The organism is Streptomyces sp. BI87 (assembly GCF_025957665.1).
Taxonomy (GTDB): Bacteria; Actinomycetota; Actinomycetes; order Streptomycetales; family Streptomycetaceae; genus Streptomyces; species Streptomyces albidoflavus.
Window position 1 is genome coordinate 641,556 of record NZ_CP110079.1, and the last position, 16,077, is coordinate 657,632.

The 16,077-nt window shown below is 73.4% G+C and carries 15 protein-coding genes; 5 read left to right on the forward strand and 10 right to left on the reverse strand.

Annotation, left to right across the window (positions count from 1 at the left end):
- Positions 1–389 precede the first annotated feature (389 nt).
- The 4 genes from OIM89_RS02690 to OIM89_RS02705 form a co-directional block, all read right to left on the reverse strand.
- Positions 390–1,571, reverse strand: coding sequence for an ROK family transcriptional regulator (locus tag OIM89_RS02690; RefSeq protein ID WP_030694865.1), 1,182 nt, complete (start codon positions 1,569–1,571; stop codon positions 390–392).
- 276 nt (positions 1,572–1,847) lie between these two features.
- Complete coding sequence (locus OIM89_RS02695) at positions 1,848–2,807, reverse strand: beta-ketoacyl-ACP synthase III (RefSeq protein ID WP_047142724.1); 960 nt, start codon at positions 2,805–2,807, stop codon at positions 1,848–1,850.
- A 151-nt stretch (positions 2,808–2,958) separates the two neighbouring features.
- On the reverse strand, positions 2,959–3,096 hold the full coding sequence (locus OIM89_RS02700; protein WP_175457054.1) for an MFS transporter small subunit: 138 nt from the start codon (positions 3,094–3,096) through the stop codon (positions 2,959–2,961).
- Positions 3,080–4,474 carry an OFA family MFS transporter gene (locus tag OIM89_RS02705; protein WP_030694863.1) on the reverse strand — a complete coding sequence of 465 codons (1,395 nt, stop codon included), beginning with the start codon at positions 4,472–4,474 and terminating at the stop codon, positions 3,080–3,082. Before OIM89_RS02705 ends, OIM89_RS02700 begins: the two co-directional genes overlap by 17 nt.
- A gap of 250 nt (positions 4,475–4,724) precedes the next feature.
- On the opposite strand from OIM89_RS02705, the gene fdhD reads away from it, so the two are divergent.
- A complete protein-coding gene (gene fdhD, locus OIM89_RS02710; protein WP_030694862.1) occupies positions 4,725–5,567 on the forward strand; it encodes a formate dehydrogenase accessory sulfurtransferase FdhD in 843 nt (280 codons plus the stop codon).
- 15 nt (positions 5,568–5,582) lie between these two features.
- Here the strand turns inward: fdhD and OIM89_RS02715 are convergent, their stop codons facing one another.
- Positions 5,583–6,596, reverse strand: coding sequence for a bile acid:sodium symporter family protein (locus OIM89_RS02715; RefSeq protein ID WP_030694861.1), 1,014 nt, complete (start codon positions 6,594–6,596; stop codon positions 5,583–5,585).
- A 165-nt stretch (positions 6,597–6,761) separates the two neighbouring features.
- Here OIM89_RS02715 and OIM89_RS02720 point away from each other — a divergent pair, with 165 nt between their 5' ends.
- Entirely contained in the window at positions 6,762–7,640 is an 879-nt protein-coding gene (locus tag OIM89_RS02720) for a LysR substrate-binding domain-containing protein (protein ID WP_195730111.1), read from the forward strand.
- A 66-nt stretch (positions 7,641–7,706) separates the two neighbouring features.
- On the opposite strand, the gene OIM89_RS02725 is transcribed toward OIM89_RS02720, so the two are convergent.
- Positions 7,707–9,257, reverse strand: a complete 1,551-nt coding sequence (locus OIM89_RS02725) for an alanine/glycine:cation symporter family protein (protein WP_030694859.1) — start codon at positions 9,255–9,257, stop codon at positions 7,707–7,709.
- 578 nt (positions 9,258–9,835) lie between these two features.
- On the opposite strand from OIM89_RS02725, the gene OIM89_RS02730 reads away from it, so the two are divergent.
- Positions 9,836–11,662: an AMP-dependent synthetase/ligase gene (locus tag OIM89_RS02730; protein ID WP_264490946.1), complete on the forward strand. Its 1,827-nt coding sequence runs from the start codon at positions 9,836–9,838 to the stop codon at positions 11,660–11,662.
- Positions 11,663–11,799: 137 nt separating this feature from the next.
- Entirely contained in the window at positions 11,800–12,633 is an 834-nt protein-coding gene (locus tag OIM89_RS02735; RefSeq protein WP_047468803.1) for an aldo/keto reductase, read from the forward strand.
- 77 nt (positions 12,634–12,710) lie between these two features.
- Here the strand turns inward: OIM89_RS02735 and OIM89_RS02740 are convergent, their stop codons facing one another.
- The 4 genes from OIM89_RS02740 to OIM89_RS02755 form a co-directional block, all read right to left on the reverse strand.
- Entirely contained in the window at positions 12,711–13,583 is an 873-nt protein-coding gene (locus OIM89_RS02740; RefSeq protein ID WP_264490947.1) for a class I SAM-dependent methyltransferase, read from the reverse strand.
- 104 nt (positions 13,584–13,687) lie between these two features.
- Positions 13,688–14,398, reverse strand: a complete 711-nt coding sequence (locus tag OIM89_RS02745) for a class I SAM-dependent methyltransferase (RefSeq protein ID WP_030694855.1) — start codon at positions 14,396–14,398, stop codon at positions 13,688–13,690.
- Position 14,399: 1 nt separating this feature from the next.
- A complete protein-coding gene (locus tag OIM89_RS02750; protein ID WP_030694854.1) occupies positions 14,400–14,705 on the reverse strand; it encodes a 4a-hydroxytetrahydrobiopterin dehydratase in 306 nt (101 codons plus the stop codon).
- 162 nt (positions 14,706–14,867) lie between these two features.
- On the reverse strand, positions 14,868–15,173 hold the full coding sequence (locus tag OIM89_RS02755; RefSeq protein ID WP_030694853.1) for a YciI family protein: 306 nt from the start codon (positions 15,171–15,173) through the stop codon (positions 14,868–14,870).
- Positions 15,174–15,334: 161 nt separating this feature from the next.
- Between OIM89_RS02755 and OIM89_RS02760 the strand changes: the two genes are divergently transcribed.
- The gene (locus tag OIM89_RS02760) at positions 15,335–15,862 is read left to right on the forward strand and encodes an SRPBCC family protein (RefSeq protein ID WP_047468796.1); all 528 of its coding nucleotides are present in this window, start codon (positions 15,335–15,337) and stop codon (positions 15,860–15,862) included.
- Positions 15,863–16,077: the final 215 nt, after the last annotated feature.

A 16,077-nucleotide genomic window follows, 5' to 3' on the forward strand; every position in this document is an offset into this window, starting at 1 on the left:
ACGGCCGGTGAGCGGGCAGGGCGGACCGCGCGCCGACGGCGCGGTGGTGCGGTGCGTGGGCGGTGCGGAGCTGCTGCGGGTACGGGTGCTGACGGTGCCGGTGGTGCGGAACGGGTCAGGGGCAGGGTTGCTGCGGTACGGGTGCTGCTTCGTACGGGCGGGGCGCGGGCACGGCGGTCCCGTGCGGGCGCCCGGAGCGGGCGCGGGTGGTGCGGCTCGGTGGTGCGGTGGTGCCTGGGTACGTACGGCTCGGGGTGCGGCCCGGTCCCGGCGCGGCTCGGCCGGGCGGGTGGTGCGCCTTGCGGTGGTGCGGCCTTGCGGGTGGTGCCGGTGGTGCCGGTGGTGCGTCCGTCCGGCGGGGCCGGGCGGGGTGGTGCGCGCCGGGCCTGTCAGGCCGGCGAGAACAGGTGGTCGCTGATGAGCCGGGCGCCGCCGATGACTCCGGCGGCGGGCCCCAACTCGCCCAGGACGATGGGCAGGTTGCCGGTCGCGAGCGGCAGCGACTGGCGGTAGACCTGGGTGCGGATGGCGGCGAGCAGGGTGTGGCCGAGGCCGGTCACCCCGCCGCCGATCACCACGAGCCCGGGGTTGAAGAAGGAGACGAGGCCGGCGATGACCTGGCCGGTGTGGCGGCCGCCGCGCCGGATCAGTTCGAGGGCTGCGGTGTCCCCGCCGGAGGCGGCGGCGGCCACGTCGGCGGCGCTGAGCCGGCCTGCGGCCTCCAGCCGGGCGGCCAGCTCCGCGGAGCGGCCCTCGCGCGCCACCTGTTCGGCGTCGCGGGCCAGGGCGGAGCCGCTGAAGTGGGCCTCCAGGCAGCCCTGGTTGCCGCAGGCGCAGGGCAGTCCGTCCGGCTCGACCTGGATGTGGCCGATGTCGCCGGCGCTGCCGGTGGTGCCGCGGTAGACGGTGGAGCCGACCACGATGCCGCAGCCGATGCCGGTGCCGATCTTGACGCAGAGGAAGTCACGGGCGGTGCGGGCGACTCCGGCGTGCTGTTCGCCCATCGCCATGAGGTTCACGTCGTTGTCGACCATGACGGGGCAGCCCAGTTCCTGGCTGAGCGCCTCGCGGACCGGGAAGCCGTCCCAGCCGGGCATGATCGGCGGGGCGACCGGGATGCCCTCGGGGAAGCGGACGGGGCCGGGTACGCCGATGCCGGCGCCGTCGAACCCCTCGGCGAGGCCGGAGGCCTTGAGCTTCTCGGCCATGTCGAGGACCTGCTCGAAGACGGCGACCGGCCCTTCGCGGACGTCCATCGGCTGGGTGATGTGGCCCAGCACCTCCAGCTCGGCGTTGGTGACGGCCACGTCGACCGAGGTGGCGCCGATGTCGACGCCGAGGAAGCGCAGGTGGGGCGCGAGGCGGATGTTGTGCGAACGGCGTCCGCCGCGCGAGGCGGCGAGGCCGTCGGCGACGACGAGGCCGGTCTCCAGCAACCGGTCGACCTCGACGGCGAGTTTGGAGCGGGAGAGGTCGACCTCCTCGCCGAGCTGGGCGCGGGAGTGAGCGCCGCCGTCACGGAGCAGCCGCAGCAGGCGCGCCTGGTGTGCGTTGGCGGGTCTTGCGGTCATGCGTCTCACGCGCCCCTCCCTCCCCCTGGCCTGACGGTGCGGGGAAACCTCTGCGAACGGCGGTGCCACGGGCCTGCCTTGTGGGGGCCGGCCGGGCTCGCACCGCTCGCGCTTTCGAGGGGAACGTAGCAGTGCCTGCCGGGTGTGGGAAGAAGTTGAGCGGGAATTACCCCCGACTTTTTCCATTCGCAGGACAAAGCCGGGAGGGCGGGTCTCCCGCGGCGCCCTCCCCCGCACACCCGGCTCCCGGACCGTCCGCCCAGGTGGCGGGGGAGATCAGGGGCAACGGACGACTTGGCCCGCGTAGGAGAGGTTGCCGCCGAAGCCGAAGAGGAGGACGGGGTCGCCGGTGCTGATCTCGCCGCGTTCGACGAGCTTGGAGAGGGCGAGCGGGATGGAGGCGGCGGAGGTGTTGCCGGACTCCACGACGTCCTTGGCGACCACGGCGTTGACCGCGCCGAGCCTGGCGGCGACCGGTTCGATGATGCGCAGGTTGGCCTGGTGGAGGACGACGGCGGCCAGTTCCTCGGGGGTGGTCCCGGCGCGCTCGCAGACCTTGCGGGCGATCGGCGGCAGCGTGGTGGTGGCCCAGCGGTAGACGCTCTGGCCCTCCTGGGCGAAGCGGGGCGGGGTGCCCTCGATGCGGACGGCGTGGCCGAGGCCGGGGACCGAGCCCCACAGGACGGGGCCGATGCCCGCGCCGCCGCTCTCGGCATGGTCGGCGTGGTCGGCGGTGACGACGGCGGCGCCCGCCCCGTCACCGACCAGGACGCAGGTGCCCCGGTCGGTCCAGTCGGCGACCTGCGACATCTTGTCGGCGCCGACGACCACGGCGCGTTCGGCGGCACCGGCGCGCACCGCGTGGTCGGCGGTGGCCAGGGCGTGGGTGAAGCCGGCGCAGACCACGTTGAGGTCGAGGGTGGCCGGGGAGACCATGCCGAGCCGGGCGGCGAGGCGGGCGGCGGTGTTCGGGGAGCGGTCGATGGCGGTGGAGGTGGCGACCACGACCAGGTCGACGGCGGCCGGCTCGATCCCCGCGGAGGCCAGCGCCTTGGCGGCGGCGTGCGCCGCCAGTTCGTCCACCGGCTCGTCGGGGCCCGCGATCCGCCGGGTACGGATGCCCACCCGGCTGCGAATCCACGCGTCGCTGGTGTCGACCATCTCCTCCAGCTCCTCGTTGGTGAGTACCCGGGCGGGCTGGTAGTGGCCGACGGCGGCGATGCGGGTGCCGATCATGGAACGGGGTCCCCCTTGTGTCCGGATGGCGAACGGGACCCTCCAGTCTGGTCAGCGACTCACGGGTAGCAGGGCAGGTGATGCCACAGGATTCGGGCTCGACCCTTGGAGACATCACCCACCCCGGAGGGCCCGCCTTCCCGCGCGGGGGTCAGCCGGTGAACAGCTGTGCGGCCTTGACTCCCAGCTCGTACAGGCCCCAGCAGAGCGGCACTCCCACCCAGAGCCAGGCGACGGCGGTCAGGGCGCGGCGCTGGGGCGGCGCCGGGGTGTCAGCGGGCGTCGTCATGGGCGGCGGCCTCCTTCTGGGCGGGCACCGGCGCGGCGGCGGGAGCCGCCTCGGCCGGGGTGACGTGGTGGCGGGGGTGGACGGGGCGGACCAGTTCGTTGGCGAGGAAGCCGACGACGAGCAGCCCGGTCATGACGGTCAGCGAGAGCCCGTACAGCTCGGGCCCGCTGTGTCCGGCGGCGGCCTGGCGGTCGGCGATCTGGTTGACGATGAGCGGGCCGAGGACACCCGCGGTGGACCAGGCGGTCAGCAGGCGGCCGTGGATGGCGCCGACCTGGTAGGTGCCGAAGAGGTCCTTCAGGTAGGCGGGGATGGTGGCGAAGCCACCGCCGTAGAAGGAGAGCAGCACCAGCGCGCAGAGGATGAACAAGGGCTTGGAGGCGTCCCCGAACTGCGAGATGAGCAGGTACATCACGGCGCCGACGCCCAGGTAGACGCGGTAGATGTTCTTGCGGCCGATCAGGTCGGAGGTGCTCGACCAGCCGATCCGCCCGGCCATGTTGGCCGCCGAGAGCAGGGCGACGAAGCCGGCGGCGGCCGCGACCGAGACCGGGGTGTCGGTGCCGGCGAAGAAGTCGGAGATCATCGGCGCGGCCTTCTCCAGGATGCCGATGCCCGCCGTGACGTTCATGCACAGGACCACCCACAGGCACCAGAACTGCGGGGTGCGCAGGGCGGAGCGGGCGGAGACGCCGTGACCGGTCACCGGGACCCGGGCGGTCTCCCCGCTCTCCTCGTCCTTCACCCGGGCGGCCGGGGTACGGATCAGCAGCACGCCCAGGCTCATGAACACGGCGTAGGCCAGGCCGTGGACGAGGAAGGCGAGGGCGATGCCCCGGTTGTCGCTGCCGAAGGAGTCGAGCATCGCGGCCGACCAGGGCGAGGCGATGAGGGCGCCGCCGCCGAAGCCCATGATGGCGATGCCGGTGGCCATGCCCGGGCGGTCGGGGAACCACTTCATCAGGGTGGAGACGGGTGAGATGTAGCCGATGCCCAGGCCGATGCCGCCCACGAAGCCGTAGCCGAGGACGATCAGCCAGTACTGGGCGGTGGCGGCGCCGAGCGCGGAGATCAGGAAGCCGGAGGAGAAGCAGAGCAGGGAGACGGTCATGGCCCAGCGGGGCCCGTTGCGTTCGACGAGGGTGCCGCCGAAGGCCGCGGAGAGGCCGAGCATCACGATGGCGAGCTGGAAGGGCAGGGCGCTCTGGGTGCCGCTCAGGTCGAGCCCGGACTCCAGGGCGGGCTTGAAGACGCTCCAGGCGTACGCCTGGCCGATGGAGAGGTGGATCGAGAGCGCGGCCGGCGGGACCAGCCACCGGCTCCAGCCGGGTGGCGCGACCGGGCCGCCGCGGCGAGCGGGGGTGGAGGGAGTCGTCATGATCCGGAACCCTAGGAACCGGTTGCGGAGTTGGGAAGAGTCTCGACCAGGCGGGTACGGGCTGCTGCCGGCCCGGACACCGTCCGTGGCCTGCGGCAGGCGTGTCGGTGCCCCCGGCCCGGTTCGCGACGGCGGTCCTGGAGAAGAATGGCAGGGTGGAGACCGGGCGTTCCCCGCCCCGGCCGGGCGCCCCGCGCTCTCTCCGCGCAGGGCCGACCGGCCGCCGTACGCACAGAACCAGGACCGCTCCATGGGCCGAGTCACCGAACGCCGCCGCGTCCTCCGTATCCGGGACGGTGCCGTCTCCGCGCGGGCGGACACCCTGGTCGCCGAGGAGCCCCTGGAGATCCGGCTGAACGGCAGGCCGCTGGCGATCACCATGCGCACCCCGGGCGACGACTTCGCGCTCGCCGTGGGCTTCCTGGTCAGCGAGGGGGTGCTCGCCGACGCCTCGGAGCTGGCCTCCGTCGTGTACTGCGCGGGCGCCACCGCCGACGGCTCCAACACGTACAACGTGGTGGACGTGCGGCTCGCCGAGGGCGTCGTGCTGCCGGACATCTCCCTGGAGCGGAACGTCTACACCTCGTCCTCCTGCGGCCTGTGCGGCAAGGCCAGCCTGGACGCCGTCCGCACCAAGACCCGCCATCCGCTGACCGGGGACGACGCGGTCCGCCTCTCCCCCGCCCAGCTCTCCGTCCTCCCCGACCGGCTGCGCGCGGCCCAGCAGGTCTTCGACCGCACCGGCGGCCTGCACGGGGCGGCGCTGTTCACCCCGGAGGGCGAGCTGGTCGACCTGCGCGAGGACGTGGGGCGGCACAACGCCGTCGACAAGGTGGTGGGACGCGCCCTCCAGCAGGGGCGGCTGCCGCTGAGCGAGTCGGTGCTGCTGGTGTCGGGGCGGGCCTCCTTCGAACTGGTGCAGAAGGCCGTGATGGCCGGCATCCCGATGCTGGCGGCGGTCTCCGCTCCCTCCTCCCTCGCCGTCGAACTGGCCCGGGAGAGCGGGATGACGCTGGTCGGCTTCCTGCGCGGAGCGTCGATGAACGTGTACGCGGGCGAGGAGCGGATCGCGCTGCCGGTCGACGCCGGCTGACCGGCGCCCGGGCGGTCAGGCCGCGCCGGGGCCCGCCACCGGGACCGGTTCCGCGGCCGCCTCCGGGTCGCGCGAGCGGCGCTTGGCGATGACGGCGCAGACCATCAGCTGCATCTGGTGGAAGAGCATCAGCGGCAGCACCGCCAGCGAGGCGTGCGAGGCGAAGAGCACCGTGGCCATCGGCAGTCCGGCCGCCAGCGACTTCTTCGACCCGGCGAACTGGATGGCGATCCGGTCCGCCCGGGCGAAGCCCATCCGCGCCGCCCCGTACCAGGTCAGCGAGAGCATCACGGCGAGCAGGACGGCCTCCGCGGCGAGCAGCGCCAGCAGCCGGGGCCAGGTCACCTGCTGCCAGATGCCGGCGACGACGCCCTGGCTGAAGGCGGTGTAGACGACGAGCAGGATCGAGCCCCGGTCGACGAAGCCGATGATCCGCTTGTGCCGGGCGAGGAAGCCGCCGATCCACCGCCGCAGGAGCTGCCCGGCGAGGAAGGGCGCGAGGAGCTGGAGGGCGATCTTCAGCGCGGAGTCGGCCGAGAAGCCGCCGCCGGAGGAGCCCAGCAGCACCACCGCGAGCAGCGGGGTCAGCACCATCCCCAGCAGCGAGGAGAACGACCCGGCGCAGATGGCGGCCGGCACGTTGCCCTTGGCGATCGAGGTGAAGGCGATCGAGGACTGGATGGTGGAGGGGACCAGGCACAGGAAGAGGAACCCGCTGTACAGCGCCGGGGTCAGCAGCCACGGCACCAGTCCCCCGGCCGCCAGCCCGAGCAGCGGGAAGACGACGAAGGTGCAGGCCAGCACGGTGGTGTGGAGCCGCCAGTGGCGCACCCCGTCCAGCGCCTCGCGGGTGGAGAGCTTGGCGCCGTAGAGGAAGAAGAGCAGCCCGACCACGACGGTGGAGGCGCCGGAGGCGGCCTCGGCGGCCACCCCGCGGGCGGGCAGCAGCGTCGCGAGGACGACCATCCCGAGCAGCGCCAGGATGTACGGGTCGACGGGCAGCCTCAGCCGCCGGCGCGGGCGTGTCACGGTGTTCCTCGGTCGGTACGGGTGCCGTCCGGGGCGCGGGCGGCACGAAAGGGCCGGTCACCGGCGTGGGAGCGCGGCGCCGGAAGGGCGTCTCCAGCATCTCCCGGTCCCCCGCGATCGGGAATCCCGCACACGGCTCTGACTGTCATCACGGACGGCGATAACATGCCCGGTGTGTACGATCCCGCGCTGCTGCGCACCTTTCTCGCCGTCTCGCAGACCCTGAGCTTCACCCAGGCGGCCCGGCGGCTCGGCGTACGCCAGTCCACCGTCAGCCAGCACGTGCGGCGGCTGGAGGAGCAGGTGGGGCGGGCGCTCTTCCTGCGGGACACCCACACCGTGGAGCTGACCGGCGACGGGGCGGCCATGCTCGGTTTCGCCCGCCGCATCCTTCAGGTCCAGGAGCAGGCCACCGCCTATTTCGGCGGGCCCCGGCTGCGCGGGCGGCTGCGGTTCGGCGCCTCGGAGGACTTCGTGCTGACCCGGCTGCCGGAGATCCTGGAGGCGTTCCGCCGCGACCATCCCGAGGTGGAGCTGGAGCTGACCGTGGAGCTGTCCGGGACGCTCCACGAGCGGCTGGCGGCGGGCAAGCTCGACCTGGTCCTCGCCAAGCGGCGCCCCGAGGACCCGCCCGCGCCGCTGGTTCGCCGCGACCGGCTGGTGTGGATCGGCGCGGACCGGCTGCGGCTCGACCCGGAGGACCCGGTGCCGCTCATCGTCTACCCGGTGCCGGGCATCTCGCGGGCCCGGGCACTGGACGCCCTGGAGCGCCACGGCCGGCCCTGGCGGATCGCCTGCACCAGCGGCAGCCTCAACGGCCTGCTGGCCGCCGCCCGCGCGGGGCTCGGCGTGATGGCCCACGCGCGGGGCCTGATCCCGCCCGGCCTGGTCCGCGTCCCCGAGCGCGCCGGCCTCCCGGAACTGGGCGAGGTGGAGTTCGTCCTCGCCCACGGCGAGGGGCGCGGCGGCAGCGACCCGGCGCCGGCCCGGGCGCTGGCCCGGGCCATCCTGGAGGGCGGCGACCGGCTGCGGGGGCCGGGGTGAGCGACGTGGGGCCCGCACCGCACGGCCTGGCGGCTGCGGTACGGGCCCCGGTACACGGCGCGAGGGTCAGCGCGTCGGCGTCATGGCGTCCTCACCGGTCTCGGGCTCGGCGTCGCCGGCCCCGGTGTCCGCACCGCGGTCCCTGGCCCGGACGAACTGGAGGAAGGAGCTCAGCTCCCGCTTGACCACCGGGGCCAGCAGGTACAGCCCGATGATGTTGATGACCGCGAGGGTGAACAGGACCGCGTCGGCCAGGTCGATCAGGGTCTGGAGGGTGAGCAGCGACCCGGCGACGGCGAAGACCGTGTAGAGCGCCTTGAAGGTCAGCTCACTGGCCCGGCTGCGCCCGAAGAGGTACGTCCACGCCTTCAGGCCGTAGTAGCCCCAGGTCAGCACGGTCGAGAAGGCGAAGAGCAGCACGGCGACGGTGAGGATGTACGGGAACCACGGGAGCACCGTCGCGAAGGCGTCCGAAGTGATGGTCACGCCTCCGATGGACTCGCCGGCCCGCGCCTCGCCCCAGCTCTCCGGGTTGGCGATGACGATGGTGAGCGCCGTCATGGTGCAGACGATCACCGTGTCGATGAAGGGTTCGAGGAGAGCCACCAGCCCCTCGCTCGCGGGGTGCCGCGTCTTGGCGGCGGAGTGGGCGATCGGGGCCGAGCCGAGCCCGGCCTCGTTGGAGAAGGCGGCACGCTTGAAGCCGACGATCAGCGCGCCGAGGATGCCGCCCGCGACCCCCTGGGGGTTGAAGGCTTCGCTGACGATCCTCTCGAAGGCGGCCGGGACGGCGGTGATGTTGACGGTGATGACGACCAGGCAGGCGGCGACGTAGACCGCGGCCATCGCGGGGACCAGGCGGCTGGTGACCGAGGCGATCGACCGGATGCCGCCGAGCAGGACCACACCGACCAGGGCGGCGATGACGATGCCGAACAGCAGCGCGCCCCCGGAGGAGCCCATGAGCCCGTCCTCGCCGCCGGTGACGGCGGTCAGCTGCGCGTACGACTGGTTGACCTGGAAGAGGTTGCCGCCGAAGAGGCCGAAGAAGAGGATCATCGCGGAGGCCAGGACGGCGAGGACCTTGCCCAGCTTGGCGCCGCCCGCGCCGAAGCGCTCGGCGAGGCCCTTCGGCAGGTAGTGCATGGGGCCGCCCGAGACGGTGCCGTCGGCGTGCACCTCTCGGTACTTCACGCCGAGGGTGACCTCGACGAACTTGGTGGCCATGCCGAGCAGGCCACAGATGATCATCCAGAAGGTGGCGCCCGGGCCGCCGATGCTGACGGCGACCGCCACACCGGCTATGTTGCCCAGGCCGACGGTGCCGGAGACCGCGGCGGTCAGGGCCTGGAAGTGGCTGACCTCGCCCGCAGCGCCCTTCTCGTCGTACTTGCCGCGCACGACGCGGAGCGCGAGGCCGAACTTGCGGAACTGGATCAGGCCGAACCAGCCGCTGAAGACCAGTCCGGCGATCACCAGCCAGGCCACGATCAGAGGGACTTCGGCCCCGTTGATGTCGACGGCGTAGAAGACGACGCCGCCGAGCCACGTCGCTATCGGTTCGAAGAAACCGCCGACCGATTCATCGATCGTGCGGGTGATGGAGTCGAGTGACATCAGGCTCCTCTGGGAACGCATGGGGCGCGACTGGCACGCGGGGCGTTGCGAACGGGAACGGACAACATCGTCCGGTCGTGACCGCAGCCGTCCGCCTGACCTGCCGGGACGGGACCCCGAGGGGATGACGCCGAGGCGGGCCGGTGGGCGAAGTTGCGCATTGATAGCACGCACCACCTCCTCACCGTCGTGGCGTGAATCACACCAGGGAAGACGCCGGAGGGCATTTCGTACGTCCGGTGACGCGATCGTTATCCGGATCTGAGCTTTCTCTGAGCGAACGCCCGCGCCGGTACGGGGTGGAGCGCCCGCCTCACCGCCTCAGCAGGATCGCCGGGGACGCCGCCCGCTCCCGGGTGACCGTCCTGTACAGATCCGGTGCAGATCGGCCCGATTCCCCGTACCGGTGGGTCAGTATTCTGTCCCGCCCTTCCCCCTTGTGGCCGCATTTCCCTGGCTGACCAGTGCAGATGCCGTGGAGGCCGGTCGTGTGCCGTCTCTCCCGCACGGAACACGACTGGGGTAGCGTCACCGCGCTGTCAGGGCTTTCAGGCAGGGCGTCCCCTCAGGAGCAGTGCGTGCGCGAGTTCACCTCTCCCCCGACGGCGTCGGCCCCGCCGGTGGGCGGTCTCGCCGACGTCGTCTTCGACCACGCCGACACCGGTCCGGACCGGGTCGCGCTGTCCCGCAAGGGTGCGGACGGGGTCTGGCGGGACGTGACCTCGGCGCGGTTCCGGGACGAGGTGCTGGCGCTGGCCAAGGGGCTGCTGGCGGACGGCGTACGGTTCGGCGACCGGGTCGCCATCATGTGCCGCACCCGGTACGAGTGGACGCTCTTCGACTACGCGCTGTGGACGGTGGGCGCGCAGGTGGTGCCGGTCTATCCGACCTCCTCGGCCGAGCAGGTCGCGTGGATGCTGCACGACGCGCAGGTCTCGGCGGCGGTGGTCGAGCACGAGGACCACGCGATGACGATCGGCTCGGTGGTGGACCGGCTGCCGGGGCTGCGCCGGCTGTGGCAGGTGGACGGGGAGGCGGTGGCGCACCTGGTGAAGGCGGGCGCGGACATCACCGACGAGACCGTCCACCGGCACCGGCGGGCCGTCACCCCCGACACCACCGCGACCCTCATCTACACCTCGGGCACCACCGGCCGCCCCAAGGGCTGCGTCATCTCCCACGCCAACCTGATGTTCGAGACGGACACCGCGATCAGCCGGTGGGAGCCGGTCTTCCACTCCCGCCCCGGCGACCAGGCGTCCACCCTGCTCTTCCTGCCGCTGGCGCACGTCTTCGGCCGCATGGTGCAGGTGGCGGCCGTCCGGGGCCGGGTCACACTCGGCCACCAGCCGGAGCTGAACGCGGCGGCGCTCCTGCCGGACCTGGCCGCCTTCCGGCCGACCTTCGTGCTGGCCGTCCCGTACATCTTCGAGAAGGTCTTCCACGCGGCACGGCGCAGGGCCGAACGGGACGGGCGGCCGGGCCCTTTCGACAAGGCGGTGGAGGTGGCCGTGCGGTACGCGGAGGCGATGGAGGCACGCGCCTTCGGCACCGGTCCCGGCCCGGCGGCGGGGCTGCGGATGCAGCACCAGCTCTACGACAAGCTGGTCTACTCGCGGGTGCGGGCGGCCCTCGGCGGCCGGGTGCGGCACGCCATGTCGGGCGGCTCGGGGATGAACCGGCGGCTCGGCCTCTTCTTCGCCGGCGCCGGCATCACCATCTACGAGGGGTACGGCCTGACCGAGTCGACCGCCGCCGCCACCGCCAACCCGCCCGAGCGGACCCGGTACGGCACCGTGGGCCTGCCCCTGCCGGGGACCACGGTGCGCATCGCGGACGACGGCGAGGTCTGGCTCCACGGCGAGCACGTCTTCCGCGGCTACCTCAACGCGCCGCAGGCCACCCGTACCGCGCTGCGCGAGGGCTGGCTGGCGACCGGGGACATCGGCCGGCTCGACGAGGACGGCTACCTGACGATCACCGGCCGCAAGAAGGAGATCCTGGTGACCTCCGGCGGCAAGAGCGTCTCCCCGGGGCCGCTGGAGGAACGCGTCCGCGACCATCCGCTGGTGGCCCAGTGCGTCGTGGTCGGCAACGACCGGCCCTACATCGCGGCGCTGGTCACCCTCGACGCCGAGGCGGTGAGCCACTGGCTGGCGATGCGCGGCAAGCCGGAGCTGACCCCGGCCGAGCTGGTCCGCGACCCGGATCTGGAGACGGAGGTGCGGCGGGCGGTCATCGCCGCCAACACCCTCGTCTCGCAGGCCGAGTCGATCCGCACCTTCCGCATCCTGGGCCACCAGTTCACCGAGGAGCGCGGACTGCTCACCCCGTCACTGAAGCTGAAGCGCAAGGCGATAGAGGAGTCGTACGCCACCGAACTGGAGGCGTTGTACCGGGGCTGACGCGGTGTCCGGGCGCCGGTGAGCGGCCGGGCGGGGGAACTCGCGGGGGCGTGAGGCGGTCCGCCGGTGGGAATGCGTGCGGGCGGGTCATAGTTGACCATGGGAGTTCCCACCGACCACGTTAGGACCAATCGCTCGTGAGCAAGGTTCCCCCGATCATCCTGAACAACGGCGTCCAGATGCCCCAGCTCGGCTTCGGGGTCTGGCAGGTACCGGACGACGAGGCGTTCACCGCTGTCGGCGCGGCCCTGGACGCGGGCTACCGCTCCATCGACACCGCCGCCGCCTACGGGAACGAAGAGGGCACCGGCAAGGCGATCGCCCGCTCCGGCATCCCCCGTGAGGAACTCTTCGTCACCACCAAGCTGTGGAACAGCGACCACGGGTACGACGCGGCGCTGCGCGCCTTCGACTCCTCGCTGGAGAAGCTGGGCCTGGACCACGTCGACCTGTACCTGATCCACTGGCCGCTGCCGGCCAAGGACACCGCCGTCGACACCTACAAGGCGCTGGAGAAGATCTACTCGGAGGGCCGGGCCCGCGCCATCGGCGTCTCCAACTTCCTCCCGGAGCACCTGGAGCGGCTGATCGACGCGACCTCGGTCATCCCCGCGGTCAACCAGATCGAGCTCCACCCGCACCTCCAGCAGCGGGCCGCCCGGGAGTACCACGACGAGCAGGGCATCACCACCGAGGCGTGGTCCCCGCTCGGCCAGGGCAAGGGCCTGCTGGAGGTGCCCGCTGTCGTCGCCATCGCGCGGAAGCACAACGTCACCCCCGCCCAGGTGGTGCTGCGCTGGCACGTCCAGCTGGGCAACGTCGCCATCCCGAAGTCCGTGACCCCGTCCCGGATCGTGGAGAACATCGACGTCTTCAGCTTCGAGCTGGACGAGGAGGACATGGCCGCGATCAGGGCCCTCAACGAGGACCGCCGGCTGGGCCCGGACCCGGCCGAGTTCAACGAGGGCTGAGCGACCGCTCCCCCGTACGCACGGGTGCCCCGTACCGCCGTCGCGCGGTGCGGGGCACCCGTGCGTACGGGACCGGCTCACTCCTCGCGTACGGCCAGGTGGACCGTCTGGGCGCTGAGCAGGAAGAGGTCCGGCCGGTGGTACAGGCCGGCGCTGTCCTCGGGGTCGAGGAGGCGGTCGGCGGTGGCGCGGTCCACCGGGTCCAGCTCGACGTGGTCCAGCCTGCGCTGCCACTGGGCGATCAGGTTGGCGCGGGTCTCGTAGGGCACCGGGGCGGGCAGGTCGAGGAGGAAGCTGCGGGTGGCGACGTGGCGCAGCCCCGCGGCCTCCAGCAGGGCCGTCCAGTCCTCGGTCTCCTTGACGGTGCCGGGCAGCGACTCGCGCATCCCGGCGAACCACTCCTCCTGGGCGGCGTCGAGCCGGGACTCGATGCCGGGTCGTCCGAAGCCCAGTTCGCGCGGGAGGGAGCGCGGCGGCAGACCGCCCTCCAGCAGGACGAGGTGGCCGCCGGGGAGCAGCGCCCGGCCGAAGGCGGCGAGCCCCGCGCGCTGGTCGCCGACGTGGTGGAGCGAGCGCCCGGCCCAGACGAGCGAGGCGGCGGGCAGCGCGTCGAGGCCGCCGGGGAGTTCGGCCCGGTGGGTGTGGAGCCGGCCCTCCAGGCCGGTGCGGTGCGCCCGGTCGGCGGCCCGCTCCAGCAGCGCCGCCTCGGCGTCGACGGCGTACACCTCGCGGTCCGGGAAGACCTCCGCGAGGAGGGCGGCGACGACGCCGGGGCCGCTGCCCGCGTCGACGACGGGGCCGGGGACCCGGTCGCTGCGTTCGGCGGCCCAGCCGGCGATCTCCCGGTACAGCGGGAGGCTCACCTCGGCCTCCTGCTCCATGACGGGCCCCATCACGGACCAGTCGAGATCCCCGTGCTCGTGACCGTGCCCGTGGCCGTGCTCACTCATGTACGCCGCCCTCCGCTCGCCCGATGCTGCGTCCAGCCTGGTACGGGCGGGGCGAGCGGGCCAGTCGTGTTGCCGTTCCGGCCAGCGGAGGCGGGGCGTCCTGGTCAGGCGGCGCGGAAGGACATCAGCCGGAAGACCGGCTCGGGGCGCGGGGTGTCCGGGTCGGGGAGGGCGGCGAGGCGGGCGGCCAGCGCGCTGCCGCCCTCGCGGTACATGTCGCCCGCCCGGACCCTGCGGGCCAGTTCGGCGGGGGTGCGGCCCTGGCCGTGGCCCTGGAAGAGGGCCTCGCCGCAGGGGGTGAGGCCGTGCTGCTCGGCGAGGGCGGTGACGGTGGCGTGGGCGTCGGCCACCTGGCGCAGCCGGTAGGGGCCGACCAGGGTGTCGATGTCGCTGCCCACGTCGTGCGCGTCGGCCTTGTCGACGGTGGTGACGAAGACCCCGCCGGGACGCAGCACCCGGGCCGCCTCGGCCACCACGGGGGCGGCGTCGTCCAGCAGGTGGAGCAGCCAGACGGCGGAGACGGAGTCGAAGGCGGCGGCGGTGAAGGGCAGGCGGCGGCAGTCGGCGCGCAGCGCGTGGCCGGGGAGCCGTCCGGCGGCGACGGTGAGCATGCCGGGGGCCAGGTCGACGCCGACGACGCGGCGGCCGGGCTGGGCGATGCGCTCGCTGACCAGGCCGGTGCCGCAGGCCAGGTCGAGGTGGTCGCGGGCGGTGGCGGGCAGCAGGGCGTCGACCGCCTCGGCGGCGGCTCTGGCGCGGGGGACGCCGCCGCGGGTGGCGTCGTAGACGGCGGCTTCGCGTGTGTAGTCCAGCACGTCAGTGCGCTCCGTGGGCCGGTGCCAGTTGCTCGATCCGGGCCGCGAGGTCCAGGTCGAGCGCGGTGATCGCGCCGTCGGCGCTGTGGGTCCGTACGGCGAGCCGCACGGTGTCGTAGCCGAGGGTCAGGTCGGAGTGGTGGTTCAGCTCGTCCTGGACCTGGGCGATGTGGGTGGTGAGCGCGGCGGCGGCGAAGTGGGAGCCCAGCCGGTAGGTCCGGGTGATCCCGTCGTCCTCCAGGGCCCAGCCGGGGAGTTGGGCGAGCCGGTCCTCGATCTGCCCGCGCGGCAGAGGGTCGGCGGTCATGACCTGCCTCCTTCGGTACGACTGCCGGTGCGACTGCGGTCGGGGTCACCCTGCCACACCGGCGGCGCCGACCGGCTGATGCGCGCCTGGGGTTCGCCCGGGCGCGCGGGAGAACGTCCCCTGGCGTCCGCCGTGCGGTGGTGCGCCAGGGGACGGGCCGTTTCAGCTGGTACCGAAGGAGTCGGCGAGGGGGCCGAGCACCGGCAGCCACTCGGCCACGTCGGTGCGGGCGACGAGGCCCTCGACGCGGAACGGGTCCTTCTCGGTGAGGGCGAGCACCTCGTCCTTGGACCCGGCGCGGAAGAGCAGCAGAGCACCGGCCGGCTCGTCGGCGCCGAACGGGCCGGAGACCAGGTTGATCCCCTGCTCGGAGAGGGTGGCGAGGTAGGCGCGGTGGGCCGGGCGGTGGGTGTCGCGGGCGGCGGCGGAGTCGTCGGCGTAGGTGTAGGTGACGGCGTAGATCGGCACGGTGGTCCTTCTCGGTGCGGGGTGCTGACAAGACGGTTCACCGGGCCGCGGGGCCCGGCCCCCGGATCGTACGGGGGTGGGCGGTGCCCGCCGTCCGGGGGCCGGGCGGTGCCCTGTAGCGTGCGCCGCACCCTCGTCCGGTCCGCCCTCCAGGAGCAGCCGTGCCCCGTGTCCTGACCGTCTCCGGCAGTGTCGTCGTACCGATCGCGCCCCGGGAGGCGTACGCGCTGATCGCCGATCCGGCCGGGATGGGGCGGTGGAGTCCGGAGAACGAGGGGGCGGTGGTGCGCGGGGAGGACGGCGCTCCGTACCCGGGGATGGTGTTCGACGGGCGCAACCGGCGCGGTTTCGTGCGGTGGACGACGCGGTGCACGGTGACGGCGGCCGAGCCCGGGGAGCGGTTCGCCTTCAAGGTGCGGGCGATCGGGCTGCGCCGCCCGGTGGTGCGCGGCCCGATCGCCACCTGGGAGTACCGCTTCGCTGCGGAGCCCGGCGGCGGCACGCGGGTCACCGAGACGTGGACGGACGACCGGCGGGGCTGGCCGGACGCCGCCGCGTGGCTCTTCGACCACGTGGTGACCTCGGGCCACTCCTTCGCCGACTTCCAGCGGCGCAACATCGCCGCCACCCTGCGCCGTTTCGCCGAGCGCTGCGCGGCCCCGGCGGAAGGCCCCGGCAACCGGCGCTGAGCAGGGCCTTCACCCTTCGCTCCGGCTTCGCTCACCTGTGCGTGCATTGGCAGTGCGCTTCGGGGCATGCGGTCACCACCGGGAGGTACGGCGGCCCCGGCACCGGGCCCGCCGGGCCCGTGCCTCACCGGAGAAACGCTTCCGGGGGCCGGCTCCACGCCGGTTCCCCCGCGCCCCGCCGACGCCACGCGACCGCGTCCGGCGGAGGTGCCGTA

Excerpts from the sequence above, each read along its gene's own strand:
- fdhD (WP_030694862.1), top strand. The coding sequence starts at position 4,725 with ATGGGCCGAGTCACCGAACGCCGCCGCGTCCTCCGTATCCGGGACGGT.
- OIM89_RS02750 (WP_030694854.1), bottom strand. The coding sequence starts at position 14,705 with ATGACCGCCGACCCTCTGCCGCGCGGGCAGATCGAGGACCGGCTCGCC.
- OIM89_RS02695 (WP_047142724.1), bottom strand. The coding sequence starts at position 2,807 with ATGATCGGCACCCGCATCGCCGCCGTCGGCCACTACCAGCCCGCCCGG.
- OIM89_RS02720 (WP_195730111.1), top strand. The coding sequence starts at position 6,762 with ATGCCCGGTGTGTACGATCCCGCGCTGCTGCGCACCTTTCTCGCCGTC.
- OIM89_RS02705 (WP_030694863.1), bottom strand. The coding sequence starts at position 4,474 with ATGACGACTCCCTCCACCCCCGCTCGCCGCGGCGGCCCGGTCGCGCCA.
- OIM89_RS02690 (WP_030694865.1), bottom strand. The coding sequence starts at position 1,571 with ATGACCGCAAGACCCGCCAACGCACACCAGGCGCGCCTGCTGCGGCTG.
- OIM89_RS02700 (WP_175457054.1), bottom strand. The coding sequence starts at position 3,096 with ATGACGACGCCCGCTGACACCCCGGCGCCGCCCCAGCGCCGCGCCCTG.
- OIM89_RS02725 (WP_030694859.1), bottom strand. The coding sequence starts at position 9,257 with ATGTCACTCGACTCCATCACCCGCACGATCGATGAATCGGTCGGCGGT.
- OIM89_RS02740 (WP_264490947.1), bottom strand. The coding sequence starts at position 13,583 with ATGAGTGAGCACGGCCACGGGCACGGTCACGAGCACGGGGATCTCGAC.